This window comes from Ensifer sp. GW823-FHT05D09, from assembly GCF_058795755.1.
Genome location: NZ_JBXAIA010000002.1, coordinates 876,610 through 892,708, shown reverse-complemented (window position 1 = coordinate 892,708; position 16,099 = coordinate 876,610). Strand labels below are relative to the sequence as shown.

The following is a 16,099-nucleotide window of genomic DNA, read 5'->3' as shown; positions in this document are numbered from 1 at the left end:
GATGAAGCCGGACGAATTTCTGAAAACCATCTACCTGGGCGATCGAGCGTGTAAAGGGCTTGTGCTCGATGGGTGGAAGGATGAGGTCAAGATCCATATCAACGCCATATCTCGCGTCCGTGGCGACGCCTGGGATTTTTACACGGATGAAGACGTTGATGATGGCTTCCTTGTCTTCGAAGGCGTCGACCATATCTCCTTCGATCCACCCGGCCGAATTCCGAACGATGAAATCGGCGAGATTAAATTTTTGGGTTACGACGACGGCCGATTCACGGTGATGATTGAGCTTGGTCATGGCGATGAAGCCAGCCGATACATCACTGTAAAAACGACGATCCGGGCGAAGGCTGTGGCAATCGAGAAGCCGGGCGAGAAAGACGCGCGGATCAGGGATTAGGCCGGCAACGCACGCCGGACGCGCTGCGGAACATGACGGCGAAGGCGACGGCGCTCGTCGAGCAGGCCGGTATCGGCCAGATCGAGCTTATGGTGCGCACCTTCGCGCAAGGGCTCAGGCGCGTGTTCAAGGGCTTGCTCGGCCTCGTCATCAAACACCAGGACCGGCCGCGGGCGGTGCGTCTGCGGGGGAAATGGGTGACCTTCGACCCACGCCACTGGAACGCCGGCATGGATGCGACCGTCAACACCGGGCTTGGGGCGGGAACGCGCGAGCGCGACATGCTGATGATCCAGATGATCCAGCAGTTGCAGGAAAAGCTCTTGATGACGCTCGGTCCCGACAATCCTTACGTCTCGCCCGACAATCTCTACAACGGCATCGCCAAGACCGTGGAGGCGGCAGGGCTGAAATCGCCCGATCTCTACTTCACCGAGCCGACGCCGGAAGACATCCAGAAGCGGATGCAGGCGGCTGAGCCGCAGCAACAGCCTGACGCCGCCATGCAGCAGCTGCAGATGCAGATGCAACTGGCGAACGAGAAGGCGCGCATGGAGAGCGAGATCGCCAGGCGCAAGCTGGAGATGGAGCGCGAACTGAAGCTTGCGGAGATCCAGCAGAACGGCGCGCTCAAACGCTACCAGATCGACGCCGAACTCAACCTGAAACGTGAGCAGAACCTGGCCGAAATGGCCGGTGGCACGGCGCTGAGCACGGCCCATATCGGAGGGATGCCGGGATGACGAACAGAACGAACAGGTTGGCTTACGATCCCGGCGGGCTTCTATCCGAGCGCTCGTCGGCCCGCGCTGCCGCGACACCTCTTGAACTGAGGGATTTTCTTGACGAGCCGGCTGCTTCCCGAAGGCGCTTTCAACGGTTCGCCGAAGATGCGAACCCTGAGAACTGGCGGCGGGCGAACATTCTTCCTTATGAGACGAACACAGTAACAGGGGAAAGCAAGTGGGCGGTCCCCGGACTCCTCAAGGGAATATTCGACAGCGGTGTCCAGGCGGTCACGCTTCCCGGCCGAGCCATGCGTGGCGAAGTGCAAATGACGGATGCGACCGGAAACGTTTCGCAAGATGCTATTGCGGAGAGCTTGAACTTTACTGATTGGGCGCTGCCAGTGTCCGCTGCATCACGGATGGGTGCGAAAGTAACGGCAAGGTCCTCACAGACACGCGGGCTTTCCGAATGGAGGCCCAATGGTACGCAGGCGGCTATGAAGGAGGTCGAGATTGATCCTCCCGTTCTGCCGCAGCGGCCCTTTAGTGACGACTACCCGAACGGGGCTGTAGCTGATCGAGCGGGAAAACTTCTAGAGGACATGGAAGGCCGCAAGCTCACTGCTAAATTTGTCGCGGGACGCCGGTTTGAGGGACAGCCTGACGTCGCGCTCAACCACGGCGATATTGCGCAGGTAGCCGAAGGGCTGATGAAGCGAAAGCACCAGCTGGTGCCGCGGAACCAAATGGGCGGCAGCCTCGGTATGTTCGACTCGGAAGACATGGCAGACGGGGATGGAAGTTCAGGATTAGAGTGGCGGATGATCTTCATCCCAGAGATGTGACGCGCGTTCTGGCTCACGAGACCGGCCACCTCATTGACTATCTCGCTAACACTATCCCGACACGTGGATTGGAGCACGAGCTTGGTCCACTTTACGACAGCCTGATAAAGAACAAGAAGTCCACGGGCGAACGCTGGCGCCCGCAGGATTTTCGTTATTCAGATGAGCAGGCGCCGTTTGAATACATGGCCGAAGCCCTCAAGACGTATGAGACCAATCCGAATACGATGAAGACGATGGCGCCGGAGACGGAGACGGCTGCACGCATTCGGTCTCATGTGAATGACAATCCCTACCTCCGGAACATTATCCAGTTCAATGGAAAGATCCTTCCCTACGCTGCCCCGGTCGGTGTGGCATATCAGCAATTTTCGAAACCGGATGATGAAGAGCCTGCGCCTACTGGCAGAACTTTTGGCAGGCTTTATGAGGTGGGACGCTGAGGGTGCTTGACATTCCGCCCTAGGAGTATTTTCCTCGTAGTTCGAGTTGGGTTGGTCAGAGGGCGTGTAGAATGAAGCAGGCTAAGCCGGCGCCGTCGGAAAATGGTGAGAGTTCGGCCGTTGTGCCCATTCTGCGCAGGGACTATGTGAACGTTAGATACGACGGCCCTCGCAATCCCTGGCCACAGTGGGCTTGGAAACCGGAGAAAGAGGAAGAGATCGTTTCCTTCATGCGCCAATGTGCTGCGCTTCGCAGGATCGATCCTGACGGTGATAGACGTTGGCACGCCGAATCCGAGCATTTTGCACCGTGGCGTCACGCATTTGAACGCCAAGAACGATGGTGGAGCGCCGACCGGCGACTTGAGGACAAGATGTACGCGCGAAGGCCCGCTGCCGGGAAGTGGTGCGCTCCCAGATGGGACAAGTGGCTACGTGTCGGGAAGAAGCTCGACGAGGCAATGATTGGCCAGTACTGGCTCTGCCGTATAAAGGCGGAATTGGCGCGGGCAGAATTGCGTGCCACGGACCTTGACGCGGGCGACCTGGAGGCGGCGCGCGACTGGCTTGTGCAATGTCAATGGTTCGAAAAATTCCTCGCCGAATGCTGGAGCGCAGAATGCAAACGGAGCGAGCTTGACCAACGGGACGGCCGCAGACAGCCGGATAGCTCTGATCTCCATCGGTGGAGAGATCTTCGGTGGCTCGAGAGATTTGCAGAGCTGCACGGGCCCTATCCGCCTATAAAGCAAGAATAGAGCACCGTCAGCTGCGTAGCAGCCAGACGCTCGACAATCTCTACTGGCAGAACAACCAGCAGCCGATCGTGCAGGAGGGGGTAATCCAGAACCCGGAATCGGTGCTGAACCCAAAATTCGGCCAGCCGATCCGCGTCGGCCAGGGCGTCGATGTGCGTGGCGCCGTCGGCTATACGGCGGTGCCGTTCGTGGCGCGCGAATCCTTCTCCATGCTCGGCTATCCGTTTCTTGAGAGGCGCAATTTCGAACGGACAAGCGCTTCACCCTTTTCCTGAAATTGCGGCAGGAGGCGACCGACCGCACAGGGATTTCCGATGCGTCGAGCGGCATGGCGGATGCGCTGCAGAACATGACGGCGAAGGCGACGGCGCTGGTCGAACAGGCGGGCATCGGCCAGACGGAGTTGGGCTTCGCCGCGTGTTCAAGGGCCCGCTCGGGACCGGCCGCGTGCGGTGCGTCTTCGCGGCAAATGGGTGACCTTCGACCCGCGCCACTGGAATGCCGGCATGGATGCGAGCGTCAACACCGGGCTCGGTGCGGGAACGCGCGAGCGCGACATGCTGATGATCCAGATGATCCAGCAATTGCAGGAAAAACTCTTGATGACGCTCGGGCCCGACAATCCTTACGTCTCGCCCGACAATCTCTACAACGGCATTGCGAAGACGGTGGAGGCGGCGGGGCTGAAATCGCCCGACCTCTATTTCACCAAGCCGACGCCGGAGGACATCCAGAAGCGGATGCAGGCGGCTGAGCCGCAGCAACAGCCTGACGCCGCCATGCAGCAACTGCAGATGCAGATGCAGCTGGCGAACGAGAAGGCGCGCATGGACGGTGAAAACGCCAGGCGCAAGCTGGAGATGGAGCGCGAGCTGAAGCTTGCGGAGATCCAGCAGAACGGTGCGCTCAAACGCTACCAGATCGACGCCGAACTCAACCTCAAACGCGAGCAGAACCTGGCCGAAATGGCCGGCGGCACGGCGCTGACGACAGCGCATATCGGAGGGATGCCGGGATGAGGCGGATCAGCGATTTTGGCGATTTTTATGAAGCGCCGATCGGGCTTGGTGGCGCGCTGGAGCTGCGCGACTTTGGCGAGGAGTCGAGTGGTTGGGCGTCAAATCGGGGCCAGCGCGCCGGAACGGAGGGCCGGGGCGGGCCAGAATATGCCCAGGCTCGGCCACCGACGCGGCGCGGGCTCCCGGCGAGAAGCCCCGCCCAAGAGGTGATCGCGGATCAGATCGTGCGGTTGGAGCAGGCGATCCGTCGCTTCAATCACAATGAGGCGTTTCTGAACCCTCCAGGGGGCTCTCATTCGCCAGCCGACGCTGCAAGCTTTGCAGCGTCGGCTGGACGAGCTTCAAAGAGCTTCCGTATATGATCGCAACACCGGTTGGCCCGTCCAGCGTTTCATCGGCGACGGACTAGGCAACAACATGATCGAGCCGTTGGGAGGCAGCACAGTTCCAGGCCCAAACCCAGGCGAGACCCACACACTCTATCCTAATCGATCAAACTATCAGAGACTGAATCCGGAGGGGCACCCGACTAACCCAACCCCGCACGGACATGGACATCTGATGGGGACCGGTCCGAAGATGAAAGGCCAAGGCCCCTCGCTTGATATCCACGGGAACGTTGTCCCTCGGAGAAGCCCGGACGCTCACTGGCCCATAAGGAAATGAAATGAAACCGCACGAATTTCTCAAAACCATTTACCTCGGCGACCGCGCCTGCAAAGGGCTTGTGCTCGACGGTTGGAACGAAGAAGTCAAAATCCATATCGATGCTATATCCCGCGTCCGTGGCGACGCTTGGAATTTTCATACGGCCGAGGACGTGGATGATGGCTTCCTTGTATTCGAAGGCGTCGATCACATTTCCTTCGACCCGCCTGGCTTAATTCCGAACGACGCAATCGGCAACATTGAATTTCTTGGGTATGACAACGACCGTTTCGCAACGATGATCGAAATCAGCCACGGTGACGACGCCGGAAAGTACACCACCGTTCGCACGACCATTCGGGCCAAAGCCGTGGCGATCGAGAAACCGGGCGAGGAAAACGCGCGGATCAGGGACTAGGTCGGCAGAGTTCCGCGGACAGGCCGTTCGACTGTTTCCACGGGTATGCCCGCCCTCGTCGAGCAGGCGGGCATCGGCCAGACGGAGCTGATGGTGCGCACCTTCGCGCAAGGGCTCAGCCGTGTGTTCAAGGGCCTGCTCGGCCTCGTCATCAAGCACCAGGACCGGCCGCAGGCGGTACGCCTGCGCGGCAAATGGGTGACCTTCGACCCATGCCACTGGAACGCCGGCATGGACGCGACCGTCAACACCGGCCTTGGCGCCGGCACCCGCGAGCGCGACATGCTGATGATCCAGATGATCCAGCAATTGCAGGAAAAGCTCCTGCAGTTCGTAAGCGCTACAGCGACCTTTGCGCGTCAGGACGCGCGGCGCTGTAGTGACGCTCGGGCCCGACAACCTCTACAACGGTATCGCCAAGACGGTGGAGGCGGCGGGGCTGAAGTCACCCGACCTCTACTTCACCAAGCCGACGTCGGAGGACATCCAGAAGCGGATGCAGGCGGCTGAGCGCGCATGGACAGCGAAAACGCCAGGCGCAAGCTGGAGATGGAGCGCGAGCTGAAGCTTGCGGAGATCCAGCAGAACGGTGCGCTCAAACGCTGCCAGATCGACGCCGAACTCAACCTCAAACGCGAGCAGAACCTGGCCGAATGGCCGGCGGAACGGCGCTGAGCACAGCCCATATCGGAGGGATGCCGGGATGATCAGAATGAACAAGCGGGCCACGCCGCCATTTTGGGGTGAGCCGGACGACCAATACGATACCGGCGCGCGGTCGATGACGGCGCTGGAGCTACGCGATTTTGGCGTGGACGCCAATAGCCGACTGCCGAACCGGAGGAGGGAGCATGGTCGTGATAAGGGTGTAGAGGTGGCAGACACCTATGTCATCCTGAATACGAACCCAGTTCACGGGCTTGGGCCCTTCAAGGATGGACATGCCGCGCTCGGCATAGTCTCTGACGATGGCGATCCGGAGAAGAATGTCGTTTGGGACCCCAATGGGTATTGTCCCGATCCGGAGATGGGGGCCGAGCGCACATTGGTCGGGCCCGATGCTTCGATACAAAAGCTCATGGATTATCAACTGACGGATGGGGACGATGTGGTCACGTTTCAATTCGATACGACCACTGAGCAAGAAGAAGCGATACGTGAGCGGATCGAGCAGCTCGGTGGTGAACCGGCGACGGATTTGGGGCTGCCATGGGGATGCACCTCCGGCGTGTCGCGCGCCATCGACGGCATCGGACCGTTTGGCAAGGTTGATGAAACCATGTGGCCGAGCAAACTGCGTGAGCAGTTTGAGCGGGACATGCGTTTCAAGGGGAAAGTAACAGGAAGGCCGTGAACGGTGCTTCTGATCGGGGTGCAATCATGGCTTGCAAATGCCGCAATCCTGTGTCCAAAAATCGGGACATTCGATTGGATCTTGCTCAACGCCCTGCTTTGCCAATTTCAAGCGCTGTGGTCGTTCGACGGCAGAAGGACAATGAGGGTTAAAGGTCAAATGAGGCGGGGCGATGCGATGCGTGGTCTCGCTCGATGAAAGACAGAAACTCCTGTTCTTTTCGGAGGGCGTCTATGCAGTATGGGTTGTTGAACGCGCTGCGCGTGATCATTTCATTTGCGGTGACCTTTGCCGTCTGCCGGCTATACCTTTATCCGAGGCTGGTGCCGTCTTTCACGATACTTTTTTACCTCTTTTTTCTCTACGGCTCCTCCTTCGTTGCGCGGCCAAATGCAACCGTGTTCAAGCGAATTGGCTTCATTTCCGCCGGTGCGCTTGCTGCTGCATTTTTATACATGGCCTATCATCAGGCCTATAGGGCTGTGGTGGAAAATGCCCCACTGCCAATTATGAACGGCGATGTTGTCACCGAGCTCCTCTATGCAACGGTTACTCTAGTGGGCCTTGCTTGGGGCCCGCACTATTGGGTTTTTGTCTTGAGCTATCTGGGCCTGGAGTATTCGCTGATGAAGAAAGCGAAGCCTGCTCCCGCGACGGCATAGGCCGATCTTCACGGCTGTTGATACGCCGCTGCGGCGACCCTTTCGCGTCTCTTGAGACAACGCTGCGGGGCTGAAATCGCCCGACCTCTATTTCACCAAGCCGACGCCCGAGGACATCCAAAGGCGGATGCAGGCGACCGAGCAGCAGCAGCCGGATCCCGGCATGCAACGGCTGCAGATGGAGGAGCGGCTTGCTACCGAGAAGGTGCGCATGGACAGCGAAAACGCCAAGCGGAAGCGAGAGTTGGAGCGCGAGTTGAAGCTTGCCGAAATCCAGCAGAACGGCGCGCTCAAACGCTACCAGATCGACGCCGAACTCAATCTCAAGCGCGAGCAGAACCTGGCCGAAATGGCCGGCGGAGCGGCGCTGACGACAGCGCATATCGGAGGAATGCCGGGATGACGAACAGAACGAACAGAACGAACAGGTTGGCTCACGATCCCGGCGGGCTTTTATCCGAGCGCTCGCCGGCCCGCGCTGCCGCGACACCTCTTGAACTGAGGGATTTTCTTGACGAGCCGGCTGTTTCCCGAAGGCGCTTTCAACGGTTCACCGAAAATGCGAACCCTGAGAGCTGGCGGCGGGCGAACATTCTTCCTTATGAGACGAACACGGTAACAGGGGAAACCAAGTGGGCGGTCCCCGGACTCCTCAAGGGAATATTCGATAGCGGTGTCCAGGCGGTCACGCTGCCCGGCCGAGCCATGCGTGACGAAGTGCAATTGACGGATGCGACCGGAAACGTTTCGCAAGATGCTATTGCGGAGAGCTTGAACTTTCCGGCTGGACGCTTCCGGCGTCTTCTGCATCGCGGGTGGGTGCTGCTGTGCCAAAAGGAACCGCTTCCGGCCGCATGCCTGTTCAGCAGTCAGGCAACACCTCTCAAACGGCAAGGCGCGGACTTTCCGAGTGGGCGCCCCAGGAAGATTTTTCCATGCACCCGGGCGTCAGGCCGACAGTCCAGTCAGCTACAGAAGCCAAGAGTCTTGTTCTCTTTGACGAGGATTTTGCCCAGCGTCAAAGTGACGATGTGGTTCGTCGCCTTCTCGGAACGCCAATAACCCCCAATGGCCGACAAATTACGATTCACGCAGCTGATCGAATGGCCAACCCGCCCCCAGGACGGGCGATCATGTCACCGGACGAGGTTGATCGTGTTTTGGACGGGGCAACCCGTATCGTAGGTCGAGCCGACTACCCGCTAGTTTCGACCCTAAAACTTGAAAACCGCAACATGCTTGGAAGGCCACAGGTTGTCGTTGACGAAAAAACGGGTAGTCGTGCAGTTACGGTCATAAATCCGAAAAGGCGATAGTCCGATGAAGAAGACTATTGAGGCTATGCTGGACGAGTTCATCTCCGCAGAGAACCCCAGCATTCTCTTGGCAAACGAGATCGAGGTCGCGCTGGATGAAGCCTACCCGGATAACAACTATGTTCAAGACTTGGTAGGCATGCTTGCCATGTACCGCCCGGAAGGCGGCGAATTTCTTTACGATGCTGAGGCAATGCGCGCCAAGCTGCTACGCGCAAGAAACTATTTGTCGGGGCTAGCCGATTAGGAACCAAGCCGGCGGAAGGCTGTGGGAGAGACATGGCGCACGCATGACCAACCCGAACACGGTGAAGGCGATGGCGCCGGAGACGGCCGCGCGCATTCGGTCATTCTGTCAATGAGCATCCCGAACTTCGAGACATCGTCCAGTTCAATGGCAAGATGCTTCCCTGCGCTGCGCCTGTCGGCGTGGGGTATCAGCAATTCGTCAAACCGGACGATGAAAAGCCTGTGCCTGCCGGCAGAACGTATGGCAGACTTCATGAGGTGGGGCGTTGATCTGATGGCGCTTGGCACCCGAGGCGGACAGGACAGAAGGTAAGCCGACCAGGGGTAGGCTGGTGAGTTCGAATGCGTTGCGCTCTACCTTGAGTTGGATTTCCGTGGAGTTGTTATTCTCGTCAGGCTGTATGGAGGGACGATGGATTATATAGATGAGAATGACCCTCTACCTTGGCTTCTTGTGGGCGTAGAGCCGGAGAAAGAAGCCGATATCCGCCTGTTCAGGCGTCAACGCTTCGAGCGTATTCAAGCCGACCCGGATGGCGAAGAACGCTGGTATGTCGAATGCGATGAATATGATCCGGTGCGGGCCTTGCGGGCGAAGCGGGATCAGCTCGAGGTCGAACGTCAAAATCATCTCGATGACATCGCAGAACGGAGGCGTTTGTTTGCCGCCGAGCATGGCCCGCACTCTTTTGTCGATTTTGCTCGCGATCGAGCGCTTGCCTACTTAAACGACCTGCATGATCTCACCGGGCAATTGCGCGATCTACAATGTCTGCGTGAGGCCAAGGCGGAAGTGGTGCGCGCGCGCGCTGAAGCGGCTGATCCGGCCGTTTCCAACCCGGCCGAAGCGAAGAGGTGGCTTGGCCTTTGCGAACGCTACAGAATTATCGTCGATCAGTGCTGGCGGGCCGAATGCGAACGTCGTGATCGTGAGGCTTCGAGCCAGAATACTCCGGCCCCCTAGCTGCACCTGTAGCGGTCTCCACGAACTAGCAGCGTAACTGCCAGCCGCTCGACAATCTCGGACGGCAGAACCGCCGGGCGGATCCCACTCGGTGCAGGCCAGGGACAGTCTGCAGCAGCGGCTGGGCGAGCTTCAAAGAGGCCTGATCACGGATCCGCGAGCGGGGATGTCCATCCAGCGATACGTCGGCGATACACGCGGCAATATTGCTTTCGAGCCGCTTGGAGGAAGTACAGCTCCTGGTCGAAATCCTGTTGACACACACGCTCTACCCGAATGGATCGAACTATCACAGAATGAACCCGCAAGGACACCCGGATGATCCGACGCCGCATGGACATGGACATTTGATGGGCACGGGCACCGGAAGAAACAGGCAAGGCCCTTCAATAGATATCGACGGGAACTTAGTGCTCTGGAATAGCCCTGATGCGCACTGGCCGATGAGGAAGTGAAATGAAGCCAGACGAGTTCTTGAAGACGATTTATCTTGGTGATCGCGGCTGCAAGGCTGTCGTGCTCGACGGATGGAAAAACGAAGTCAAGATCCAGATCGATTTGATCTCCCGAAAGCGTTCCGAGACATGGAACTTCTACTCGGCTGAGGATGTGGAGGACGGCTTCCTGGTGTTCGAAGAAGTCGATCACGTTTCCTTCGACCCGCCCGGCCGCATTCCGAACGACGAGTTCGGTGACATCGAGTTCATTGGTTACGAGGGCGATCGTTTCACGGTCGTTATCGACATTGGCTCGGGCTATGAGCTCGGCGATTACGTGAACGTCAAAACGACGATCTGGGCGAAGGCTGTGGCAATCGAGAAGCCGGGCGAGGAAGACGCGCGGATCAGGGATTAGGCCGGCAACGCACGCCCGACGCGCTGCAGAACATGACGGCGAAGGCGACGGCGCTCGTCGAACAGGCGGGCATCGGCCAGACGGAGCTGATGGTGCGCACCCTCGCGCAAGGGCCTGCTTGGCCTCACCATCAAGCACCGGGACCGGCCGCGGGCGGTAAGGCTGCGGGGGAAATGGGTGACTTTCGATCCACGCCACTGGAACGCCGGCATGGACGCGACCGTCAACACCGGCCTTGGCGCTGGTACGCGCGAGCGCGACATGCTGATGATCCAAATGATCCAGCAATTGCAGGAAAAGCTCCTGCAATTGAATAGCGCTACAGCGACCTTTGCGCGTCAGGACGCGCGGCGCTGTAGTGACGCTCGGGCCCGACAAAACTTACGTCTCGCCCGACAACCTCTACGACGGTATCGCCAATACGGTGGAGGCGGCGGGGCTGAAGTCGCCCGACCTCACTTTCACCAAGCCGACGCCGAAAGACATCCAGAAGCGGATGAAGGCGACAGCTGAGCAACAACAGCCGAATCTCGGCATGCAGCGGCTTCGGATGGAGGCGTCGCTTGCCACCGAGAAGGCGCGCGTGGACAGCGAGACGGCGCGGCGCAAGCTGGAGATGGTGCGCGAGCTGAAGCTTGCCGAGATCCAGCCGACGGCTCTGCGAGACAAGACGCTAGCAGATCGACGCGCAACCCAGCCTAACCTGGCAACAAGAGCTGGTGGAAATATCCGGCGAAAAGGCGCTCAGCACATCTGATGCTTGCGTCCTGAGTCTTACCTGTAAAAGGCGTATTGTCTATCGGGTCAGGTTCGTAGCGGCCAGGGCCGCTACCGCCGTCGCCACGTCTTGTAGCCACGGGTGAGGACCGCATCGAGTGCAAAGCCGACCGGCAGGATCACGGCAAGGCTCGCAGCCATTCGAATCCAGAACGATGATTCCGGAAGAAAATGGTCGACGACCTTTGAAACCAGTATGACCAGGGCAAGGCCGATTGCCACGCGGAAGAATTCGAATTTTCTAGACTTTTCGGACATTGGCAACCGGAAGCTACGCATCGACGGCTGATATTTGCACGTATGAGGCGAGTTGTCGATGCGCCAGGGGGCAGAGGGTATGGAGCCCGAGGCCGATCCTTGCCGGTTGGTCGCCGATTACCGCAGTGGCGCGCTGACGCCAGCAGATCGATACGCGGCCAAGGCAGAGCCTGGGCGTAACCGACGACAGCAAGCCGGCAGCCTTGGCCTCTGCTGTTTGAATGCCACCTGACATCCGAGCTGAAGACTTTTCCAGGGCGCCGCCTCCGCGCGGAAACCAATGAGCCGGGATCTACGGCCGAACCTCAATCAAGCAACAGGACGCTCAACAATGGACTTAAAAAGACGTGGGTTGCCGAACAACTTCAGTTCGGGCGAATACATCTCCCCGGTGCGCCGTGCTGCGACGCCGCTGGATGTGAGAGAGCTTATCGAGCCGCCGCGCGAAGTCATCGATTGGAACGATCGCAACAATCTTGGAGGGTCCCGACCCCAGGCCGTGCTGCGGCAATACCATCCGGAAACGCGGGAACGTATCGCTCAGACATTGATGGGCGATGAGAAGGCGACATCGTTCAGAGGGCGGTTGGTCGAGGGCATCATGGGAACGACCGGACTTGGCCGCGGCACCGGTATCGTGGACTTCATACCCGGTGCGGGAACGTATCTCGGCGCCGAAGAAGCACTTTCGGATGCGCTACACGGCAATTATCTGGGTGCTGCCGAAGGACTGGTCGGTATGCTCCCCCTGGGAAAGATGCATAAGGGCATCACCAAACAATCGCCAGGTCGCACCGGTTGGGGCGGGGCGCCGGCGGCCGATGACCTCGGTCCGGCTTCCTCGCACGGCATGAACTCGACCACCGACTATCCGGGGCGAATGACGCTTCGTGAAGCGGCGGACGACCCGGCGGTGCTGCCGGCGAACGAGCAGCTCCTGTCGAAGGAAGACGAACTCAAGCACGCCTATGGGCTCTTCCGGCAGGAATATGAGCGGAACAACGCGCCGGGAAAGATCGGCCGTGAACGCCGCAACCAGGCGCCGTATTACGGAATGTAGGCGGATGATGCGCTTTTGGGCTGCGCTATCAGGTTTGGTGAATGCTCGCTAAAGGAGAGTTGCTGTAGCGTGTGAAAGGTTTGCCCCAAGACAATCCGGATCCGCGCACGTAGCGGCTGCCTGTGGCGCTTGCTGGGGGCTTTGCGGACGGGTTGTTTCCTGGACGAGCCTCGCTGCGGGAGGCGCAAGGGAATGGCGGGAATGATGGGAGCCGCGTGCGTTCCGCGAGGCTCTAGAACCCGCGGGTGAGGGCGAAAACAACGACCAGGCAAACGAGCCAGAAAATCGCGGCTGCCACCATGCTCATTGTCGAGTTCAGGAGATATCGACCGTCGTCCCGGCGTTTCAGGCCTAGCCAGTTGAAGCCGGTGCTGGCCGCATAAATATCCTCGATTTCGATCCTGCCGAAGCTGATTAGCGGTACGATGACGCGGGCGGTGCGATGCAGGAGAAACTCGAAGATCAGAACATCGATGAGATTGAAAATCGTCCCGACGACGACATCGAAGGCAAGGCCGATCTTCTTCATGTTTCCACCCTGGCTCGCCCAGTCACAGAATGTGTGGGGCTTTGCGCCGCTGCCTTTGGCTCGGAGCCATCGTTCACAGTCGATTGGCAATAGATAATCGAGAACAAAGTAAGAATCAATCCAGCCTTGTCTTGCTGTGTGCATGATCGCATGAGGGGCGCCCGCGCTGTTTTTGTTTGGTCGTCAGACGGCGCCGTGGGATTTGTTCAAAACCCTCTGCTGGTGGGTCCTAAAAGGTGCAGGAAAAAATCAACGACAACCGGTCGGACAATGTCGAGCGGCGATCCCTGGAGGAGGCATGCAAGGTGCCTCCGTCCTTCTTTATGCTCCAAACCCTCTAACGGTGGCGCCAACGACCGCGAGGCACAGGACCCAGAAGCAAACGGCGATAATCTTCGCCATGCCTGCGCTCATCCACAGGCGCCCGTCCGCCCCACGTTTCAAGCCGAACCAGTTAAACCCGGATTGATTGTCGTAGAAATTCTCGACCGCCAGCCTGCTGAAGCTTAAGAGGCGGACAAGCAGGCGTGCGGTGCCGTAGAGAAGGAACTCCGCAAGGAGCCAACCAGTATTGCCCATTGCCAGCCAGAAGGCGCCATCAAGCGCGATGTTGCTGAACCACCGCTTCCTGCTCTGCTCTTCCATTTTGAAGGTCCTGATGGGATCGTAATGAGGTTGCGCCCTGGTGCCCGGAAAAGTGGTGTTTCAGGTCTGGGCTCGCATATCGGTAGCGCGGAACAAAACCAGAATCAAGCCTCGTTTGGCTGACATCAGCGCGCCTAATGCGTGTGAAACGTTCAGGCGGCGCGTGTCCGGCCAAGGTGACCCAAAATGACCAAACGCATCAGGTGCCGACGCTTTTGTATCGGGGCGTAACGAAGCTCCGTGCGCAGAGCCACCGACCATCAATCTTGAAAGCAAAAGTCATGGACGATTTCATCTCGCCGCGTCGAGCGAAGCAAGGTTCCGGCGCGGTCGAGAGACGCAATTTGCAGAGCCGTGGCGCGGGCTATCTAAGTCCCGACGACGCGAGAGCCTATGCGGACGACCTGTTGCGCAGCGCTCTCGAGGGGCCGAAGGCCTACACGGCGGAAGGCTGCGGCAGCCTTTAGGCGCTTTATCCAAGGATCCGCGTGGCGACGATGCCTACAGCGCCGGACGACGCAAGGGCCTGAGTGGAGTGCAGGGAGACCTTGAAGGCGTGAAGACCGAGCTCGACTTACTTCAGTCCAAGGTTTCAAACGACGACGGGATGGCAACCTTTAAGGACATCGTCTCGTCCATCCAATCGATGCAGGAGCACCTGGACAAGAGGGAGCGTCAGCGCGTTTACGAGGATCCCTACAGGAACGAGCCGCAGTTACCGAAGGGCTGCGAAGACGCGCCCTGGAACAACCCGCCGCAGCCGTTGCATGTTTCCCTCGGGACAGCACCTGAGCACAAGCAAGAACCAAAGTCCTGGCCTTGCGAAGACCCTGCGCCCAGGGATAACCCCTGGCGCGGGCGACCCATTTCCTTCAGGACCGCGCTCGACAAATGGAGGGAGTGAACAACTGCTGCGGCTACTCGAGGCCTTCGAGCGCGATATAGAATGTGCCGAGCTCCTTGAGGCCAGAGGCTGTTCGGTAATAGAGCGCTTCGGCGTGCGGCAGGCCGGTTGCGACGGAGGTTTCGTAGTGTCCATCTTCGAAGAAGCAGCAGGGTTCGGCGTCATCCCGGGACGCCGCGACACGCAGGCGGTAGCTGCTGTCGATCGTGAAACCTGTCGGGAAGAAGCGTAGGCCGACATCATAATCGCCGACGGTGAGGGTGCAGATCGTGTCATAATCGCACCAACTGGTCGCGTGATCGAAGGTCTTGTCGGTCTTGAGCAGGAAGGCCTTGACGAGGACGCGCGGCTTTCCCGACTGGCCGATCGCCGCGACTGGCGAAGCGGGGGCCGCGAGAAGCAGGGCGGACAGTATCAAGCTCGATGATCTTCTCACGGGTTCCTCATTCGATAGACGCGCGCGTATCGGTGACTGGTGCACAACCGCTCGCGCCATTTGTGCCAAGCGCGCTCACGCTGAACGGCCGGGCAGCCAGCACTTCGTCTGGTACTCGCGAAAGCTACCTAGGGTGGCGCATTATCTCGTTTCGCACATTGGTAGCGCGGAACAAAAGCAGAATCAATCCCGTACACGATCGGTATTCTCCGCCGGCCAATACAGGCTGGCCCGTGTTGCGCACGCGAGTGCAAGGAAATCCTGGCCTGTAACGGCCATTTGGAAAGGACAAAGGCATGGGTGATTTCATTTTTCCGGGTCGAGCCAAGCCCGGTTCCGGAGCCGTTGAGAGACGCGATCTGCCGAGCCTTCGCGCGGGCTATCTAAGTCCCGAAGATGGCGAAAGCCTATGCCTACGAGCTTTTGCGTAGCGCTCGCGAGGGGCCCGAAGCCTACACGGCAGAGGGATCGCGGAAGCCTTTGGGCGCTTTGTCGAAGGATCCACGTGGCGACGATGCCTACAGTGCCGGACGGCGCAAGGGCCTGAGCGGAATGCAGAAAAATCTTGAAGACGTAAAGACCGAGCTCGACCTGATGCAGTCCAAGGGTTCAAACGACGATGGTTTGGCAGCTTTGAAGGACATCGTCTCGTCCATTCAATCGTTGCAAGAAGGGCTGAGCTTGAAGGAATACCAGAGCTTCTATGAGGATCCCTTCAGGAACCACCCGCAGTTGCCGAAGACCTGGCAGGAAATGCCCTGGAACAATCCAACTCGGGAACCGCCCCTTTCCCTCAAGGACGCGCTCGACCTATGGAGGGGCTGAACGGCC

At 59.1% G+C, this 16,099-nt stretch carries 24 protein-coding genes and 2 pseudogenes; 22 read left to right on the top strand and 4 right to left on the bottom strand.

Annotated features, from left to right (window positions below; all coding sequences use genetic code 11):
• Position 1 precedes the first annotated feature (1 nt).
• The 18 genes and pseudogenes from AC1Q80_RS10150 (at position 2) to AC1Q80_RS10065 (ending at position 11,416) form a co-directional block, all read left to right on the top strand.
• Positions 2 to 400: a DUF6258 family protein gene (locus AC1Q80_RS10150; protein WP_492360329.1), complete on the top strand. Its 399-nt coding sequence runs from the start codon at positions 2 to 4 to the stop codon at positions 398 to 400.
• Complete coding sequence (locus AC1Q80_RS10145; RefSeq protein ID WP_492360374.1) at positions 316 to 1,143, top strand: portal protein; 828 nt, start codon at positions 316 to 318, stop codon at positions 1,141 to 1,143. The genes AC1Q80_RS10150 and AC1Q80_RS10145 overlap by 85 nt, the downstream gene beginning before the upstream one ends.
• Positions 1,140 to 1,973, top strand: coding sequence for a hypothetical protein (locus AC1Q80_RS10140; protein WP_492360328.1), 834 nt, complete (start codon positions 1,140 to 1,142; stop codon positions 1,971 to 1,973). The genes AC1Q80_RS10145 and AC1Q80_RS10140 overlap by 4 nt, the downstream gene beginning before the upstream one ends.
• Positions 1,943 to 2,416 carry a hypothetical protein gene (locus tag AC1Q80_RS10135; protein WP_492360327.1) on the top strand — a complete coding sequence of 158 codons (474 nt, stop codon included), beginning with the start codon at positions 1,943 to 1,945 and terminating at the stop codon, positions 2,414 to 2,416. Before AC1Q80_RS10140 ends, AC1Q80_RS10135 begins: the two co-directional genes overlap by 31 nt.
• A 700-nt stretch (positions 2,417 to 3,116) precedes the next feature.
• Positions 3,117 to 3,449 (top strand): portal protein, encoded by a 333-nt coding sequence (locus AC1Q80_RS10130; protein ID WP_492360326.1) that lies wholly within the window; start codon positions 3,117 to 3,119, stop codon positions 3,447 to 3,449.
• 171 nt (positions 3,450 to 3,620) lie between these two features.
• A pseudogene (locus AC1Q80_RS10125) lies at positions 3,621 to 4,193 on the top strand (portal protein); the annotation flags it as partial.
• Between the two features lie 667 nt (positions 4,194 to 4,860).
• A complete protein-coding gene (locus AC1Q80_RS10120; RefSeq protein ID WP_492360325.1) occupies positions 4,861 to 5,259 on the top strand; it encodes a DUF6258 family protein in 399 nt (132 codons plus the stop codon).
• A 45-nt stretch (positions 5,260 to 5,304) separates the two neighbouring features.
• The gene (locus AC1Q80_RS10115) at positions 5,305 to 5,769 is read left to right on the top strand and encodes a portal protein (RefSeq protein WP_492360324.1); all 465 of its coding nucleotides are present in this window, start codon (positions 5,305 to 5,307) and stop codon (positions 5,767 to 5,769) included.
• 6 nt (positions 5,770 to 5,775) lie between these two features.
• The gene (locus AC1Q80_RS10110) at positions 5,776 to 5,934 is read left to right on the top strand and encodes a hypothetical protein (RefSeq protein WP_492360323.1); all 159 of its coding nucleotides are present in this window, start codon (positions 5,776 to 5,778) and stop codon (positions 5,932 to 5,934) included.
• A 28-nt stretch (positions 5,935 to 5,962) separates the two neighbouring features.
• On the top strand, positions 5,963 to 6,613 hold the full coding sequence (locus AC1Q80_RS10105) for a hypothetical protein (protein ID WP_492360322.1): 651 nt from the start codon (positions 5,963 to 5,965) through the stop codon (positions 6,611 to 6,613).
• Between the two features lie 233 nt (positions 6,614 to 6,846).
• Entirely contained in the window at positions 6,847 to 7,275 is a 429-nt protein-coding gene (locus AC1Q80_RS10100) for a hypothetical protein (protein WP_492360321.1), read from the top strand.
• Positions 7,276 to 7,402: 127 nt separating this feature from the next.
• Positions 7,403 to 7,678 carry a hypothetical protein gene (locus tag AC1Q80_RS10095; protein ID WP_492360320.1) on the top strand — a complete coding sequence of 92 codons (276 nt, stop codon included), beginning with the start codon at positions 7,403 to 7,405 and terminating at the stop codon, positions 7,676 to 7,678.
• The gene (locus AC1Q80_RS10090) at positions 7,675 to 8,337 is read left to right on the top strand and encodes a hypothetical protein (RefSeq protein ID WP_492360319.1); all 663 of its coding nucleotides are present in this window, start codon (positions 7,675 to 7,677) and stop codon (positions 8,335 to 8,337) included. The genes AC1Q80_RS10095 and AC1Q80_RS10090 overlap by 4 nt, the downstream gene beginning before the upstream one ends.
• A 258-nt stretch (positions 8,338 to 8,595) precedes the next feature.
• Complete coding sequence (locus AC1Q80_RS10085) at positions 8,596 to 8,838, top strand: hypothetical protein (RefSeq protein ID WP_492360318.1); 243 nt, start codon at positions 8,596 to 8,598, stop codon at positions 8,836 to 8,838.
• Between the two features lie 414 nt (positions 8,839 to 9,252).
• Positions 9,253 to 9,804 carry a hypothetical protein gene (locus tag AC1Q80_RS10080; protein ID WP_492360317.1) on the top strand — a complete coding sequence of 184 codons (552 nt, stop codon included), beginning with the start codon at positions 9,253 to 9,255 and terminating at the stop codon, positions 9,802 to 9,804.
• Positions 9,805 to 10,260: 456 nt separating this feature from the next.
• Positions 10,261 to 10,659 (top strand): DUF6258 family protein, encoded by a 399-nt coding sequence (locus AC1Q80_RS10075; RefSeq protein WP_492360316.1) that lies wholly within the window; start codon positions 10,261 to 10,263, stop codon positions 10,657 to 10,659.
• Between the two features lie 114 nt (positions 10,660 to 10,773).
• Positions 10,774 to 10,917, top strand: a pseudogene (locus AC1Q80_RS10070) (portal protein); the annotation flags it as partial.
• 100 nt (positions 10,918 to 11,017) lie between these two features.
• On the top strand, positions 11,018 to 11,416 hold the full coding sequence (locus tag AC1Q80_RS10065; RefSeq protein WP_492360315.1) for a hypothetical protein: 399 nt from the start codon (positions 11,018 to 11,020) through the stop codon (positions 11,414 to 11,416).
• 71 nt (positions 11,417 to 11,487) lie between these two features.
• Here AC1Q80_RS10065 and AC1Q80_RS10060 read toward each other — a convergent pair whose 3' ends face one another.
• Positions 11,488 to 11,694 carry a hypothetical protein gene (locus AC1Q80_RS10060; protein WP_492360314.1) on the bottom strand — a complete coding sequence of 69 codons (207 nt, stop codon included), beginning with the start codon at positions 11,692 to 11,694 and terminating at the stop codon, positions 11,488 to 11,490.
• Between the two features lie 280 nt (positions 11,695 to 11,974).
• Here AC1Q80_RS10060 and AC1Q80_RS10055 point away from each other — a divergent pair, with 280 nt between their 5' ends.
• Positions 11,975 to 12,754 (top strand): hypothetical protein, encoded by a 780-nt coding sequence (locus AC1Q80_RS10055; RefSeq protein ID WP_492360313.1) that lies wholly within the window; start codon positions 11,975 to 11,977, stop codon positions 12,752 to 12,754.
• Between the two features lie 232 nt (positions 12,755 to 12,986).
• On the opposite strand, the gene AC1Q80_RS10050 is transcribed toward AC1Q80_RS10055, so the two are convergent.
• Together AC1Q80_RS10050 and AC1Q80_RS10045 are read right to left on the bottom strand one after the other, a co-directional pair.
• Positions 12,987 to 13,283 carry a hypothetical protein gene (locus AC1Q80_RS10050; RefSeq protein WP_492360312.1) on the bottom strand — a complete coding sequence of 99 codons (297 nt, stop codon included), beginning with the start codon at positions 13,281 to 13,283 and terminating at the stop codon, positions 12,987 to 12,989.
• A 321-nt stretch (positions 13,284 to 13,604) separates the two neighbouring features.
• Positions 13,605 to 13,928 carry a hypothetical protein gene (locus AC1Q80_RS10045; RefSeq protein ID WP_492360311.1) on the bottom strand — a complete coding sequence of 108 codons (324 nt, stop codon included), beginning with the start codon at positions 13,926 to 13,928 and terminating at the stop codon, positions 13,605 to 13,607.
• Positions 13,929 to 14,209: 281 nt separating this feature from the next.
• On the opposite strand from AC1Q80_RS10045, the gene AC1Q80_RS10040 reads away from it, so the two are divergent.
• Complete coding sequence (locus AC1Q80_RS10040; RefSeq protein ID WP_492360310.1) at positions 14,210 to 14,395, top strand: hypothetical protein; 186 nt, start codon at positions 14,210 to 14,212, stop codon at positions 14,393 to 14,395.
• A gap of 89 nt (positions 14,396 to 14,484) precedes the next feature.
• On the top strand, positions 14,485 to 14,832 hold the full coding sequence (locus AC1Q80_RS10035; RefSeq protein ID WP_492360309.1) for a hypothetical protein: 348 nt from the start codon (positions 14,485 to 14,487) through the stop codon (positions 14,830 to 14,832).
• 13 nt (positions 14,833 to 14,845) lie between these two features.
• On the opposite strand, the gene AC1Q80_RS10030 is transcribed toward AC1Q80_RS10035, so the two are convergent.
• Complete coding sequence (locus AC1Q80_RS10030; RefSeq protein WP_492360308.1) at positions 14,846 to 15,250, bottom strand: hypothetical protein; 405 nt, start codon at positions 15,248 to 15,250, stop codon at positions 14,846 to 14,848.
• A gap of 414 nt (positions 15,251 to 15,664) precedes the next feature.
• Here AC1Q80_RS10030 and AC1Q80_RS10025 point away from each other — a divergent pair, with 414 nt between their 5' ends.
• Positions 15,665 to 16,093, top strand: a complete 429-nt coding sequence (locus AC1Q80_RS10025; RefSeq protein WP_492360307.1) for a hypothetical protein — start codon at positions 15,665 to 15,667, stop codon at positions 16,091 to 16,093.
• The last annotated feature ends 6 nt before the right edge of the window (positions 16,094 to 16,099 follow it).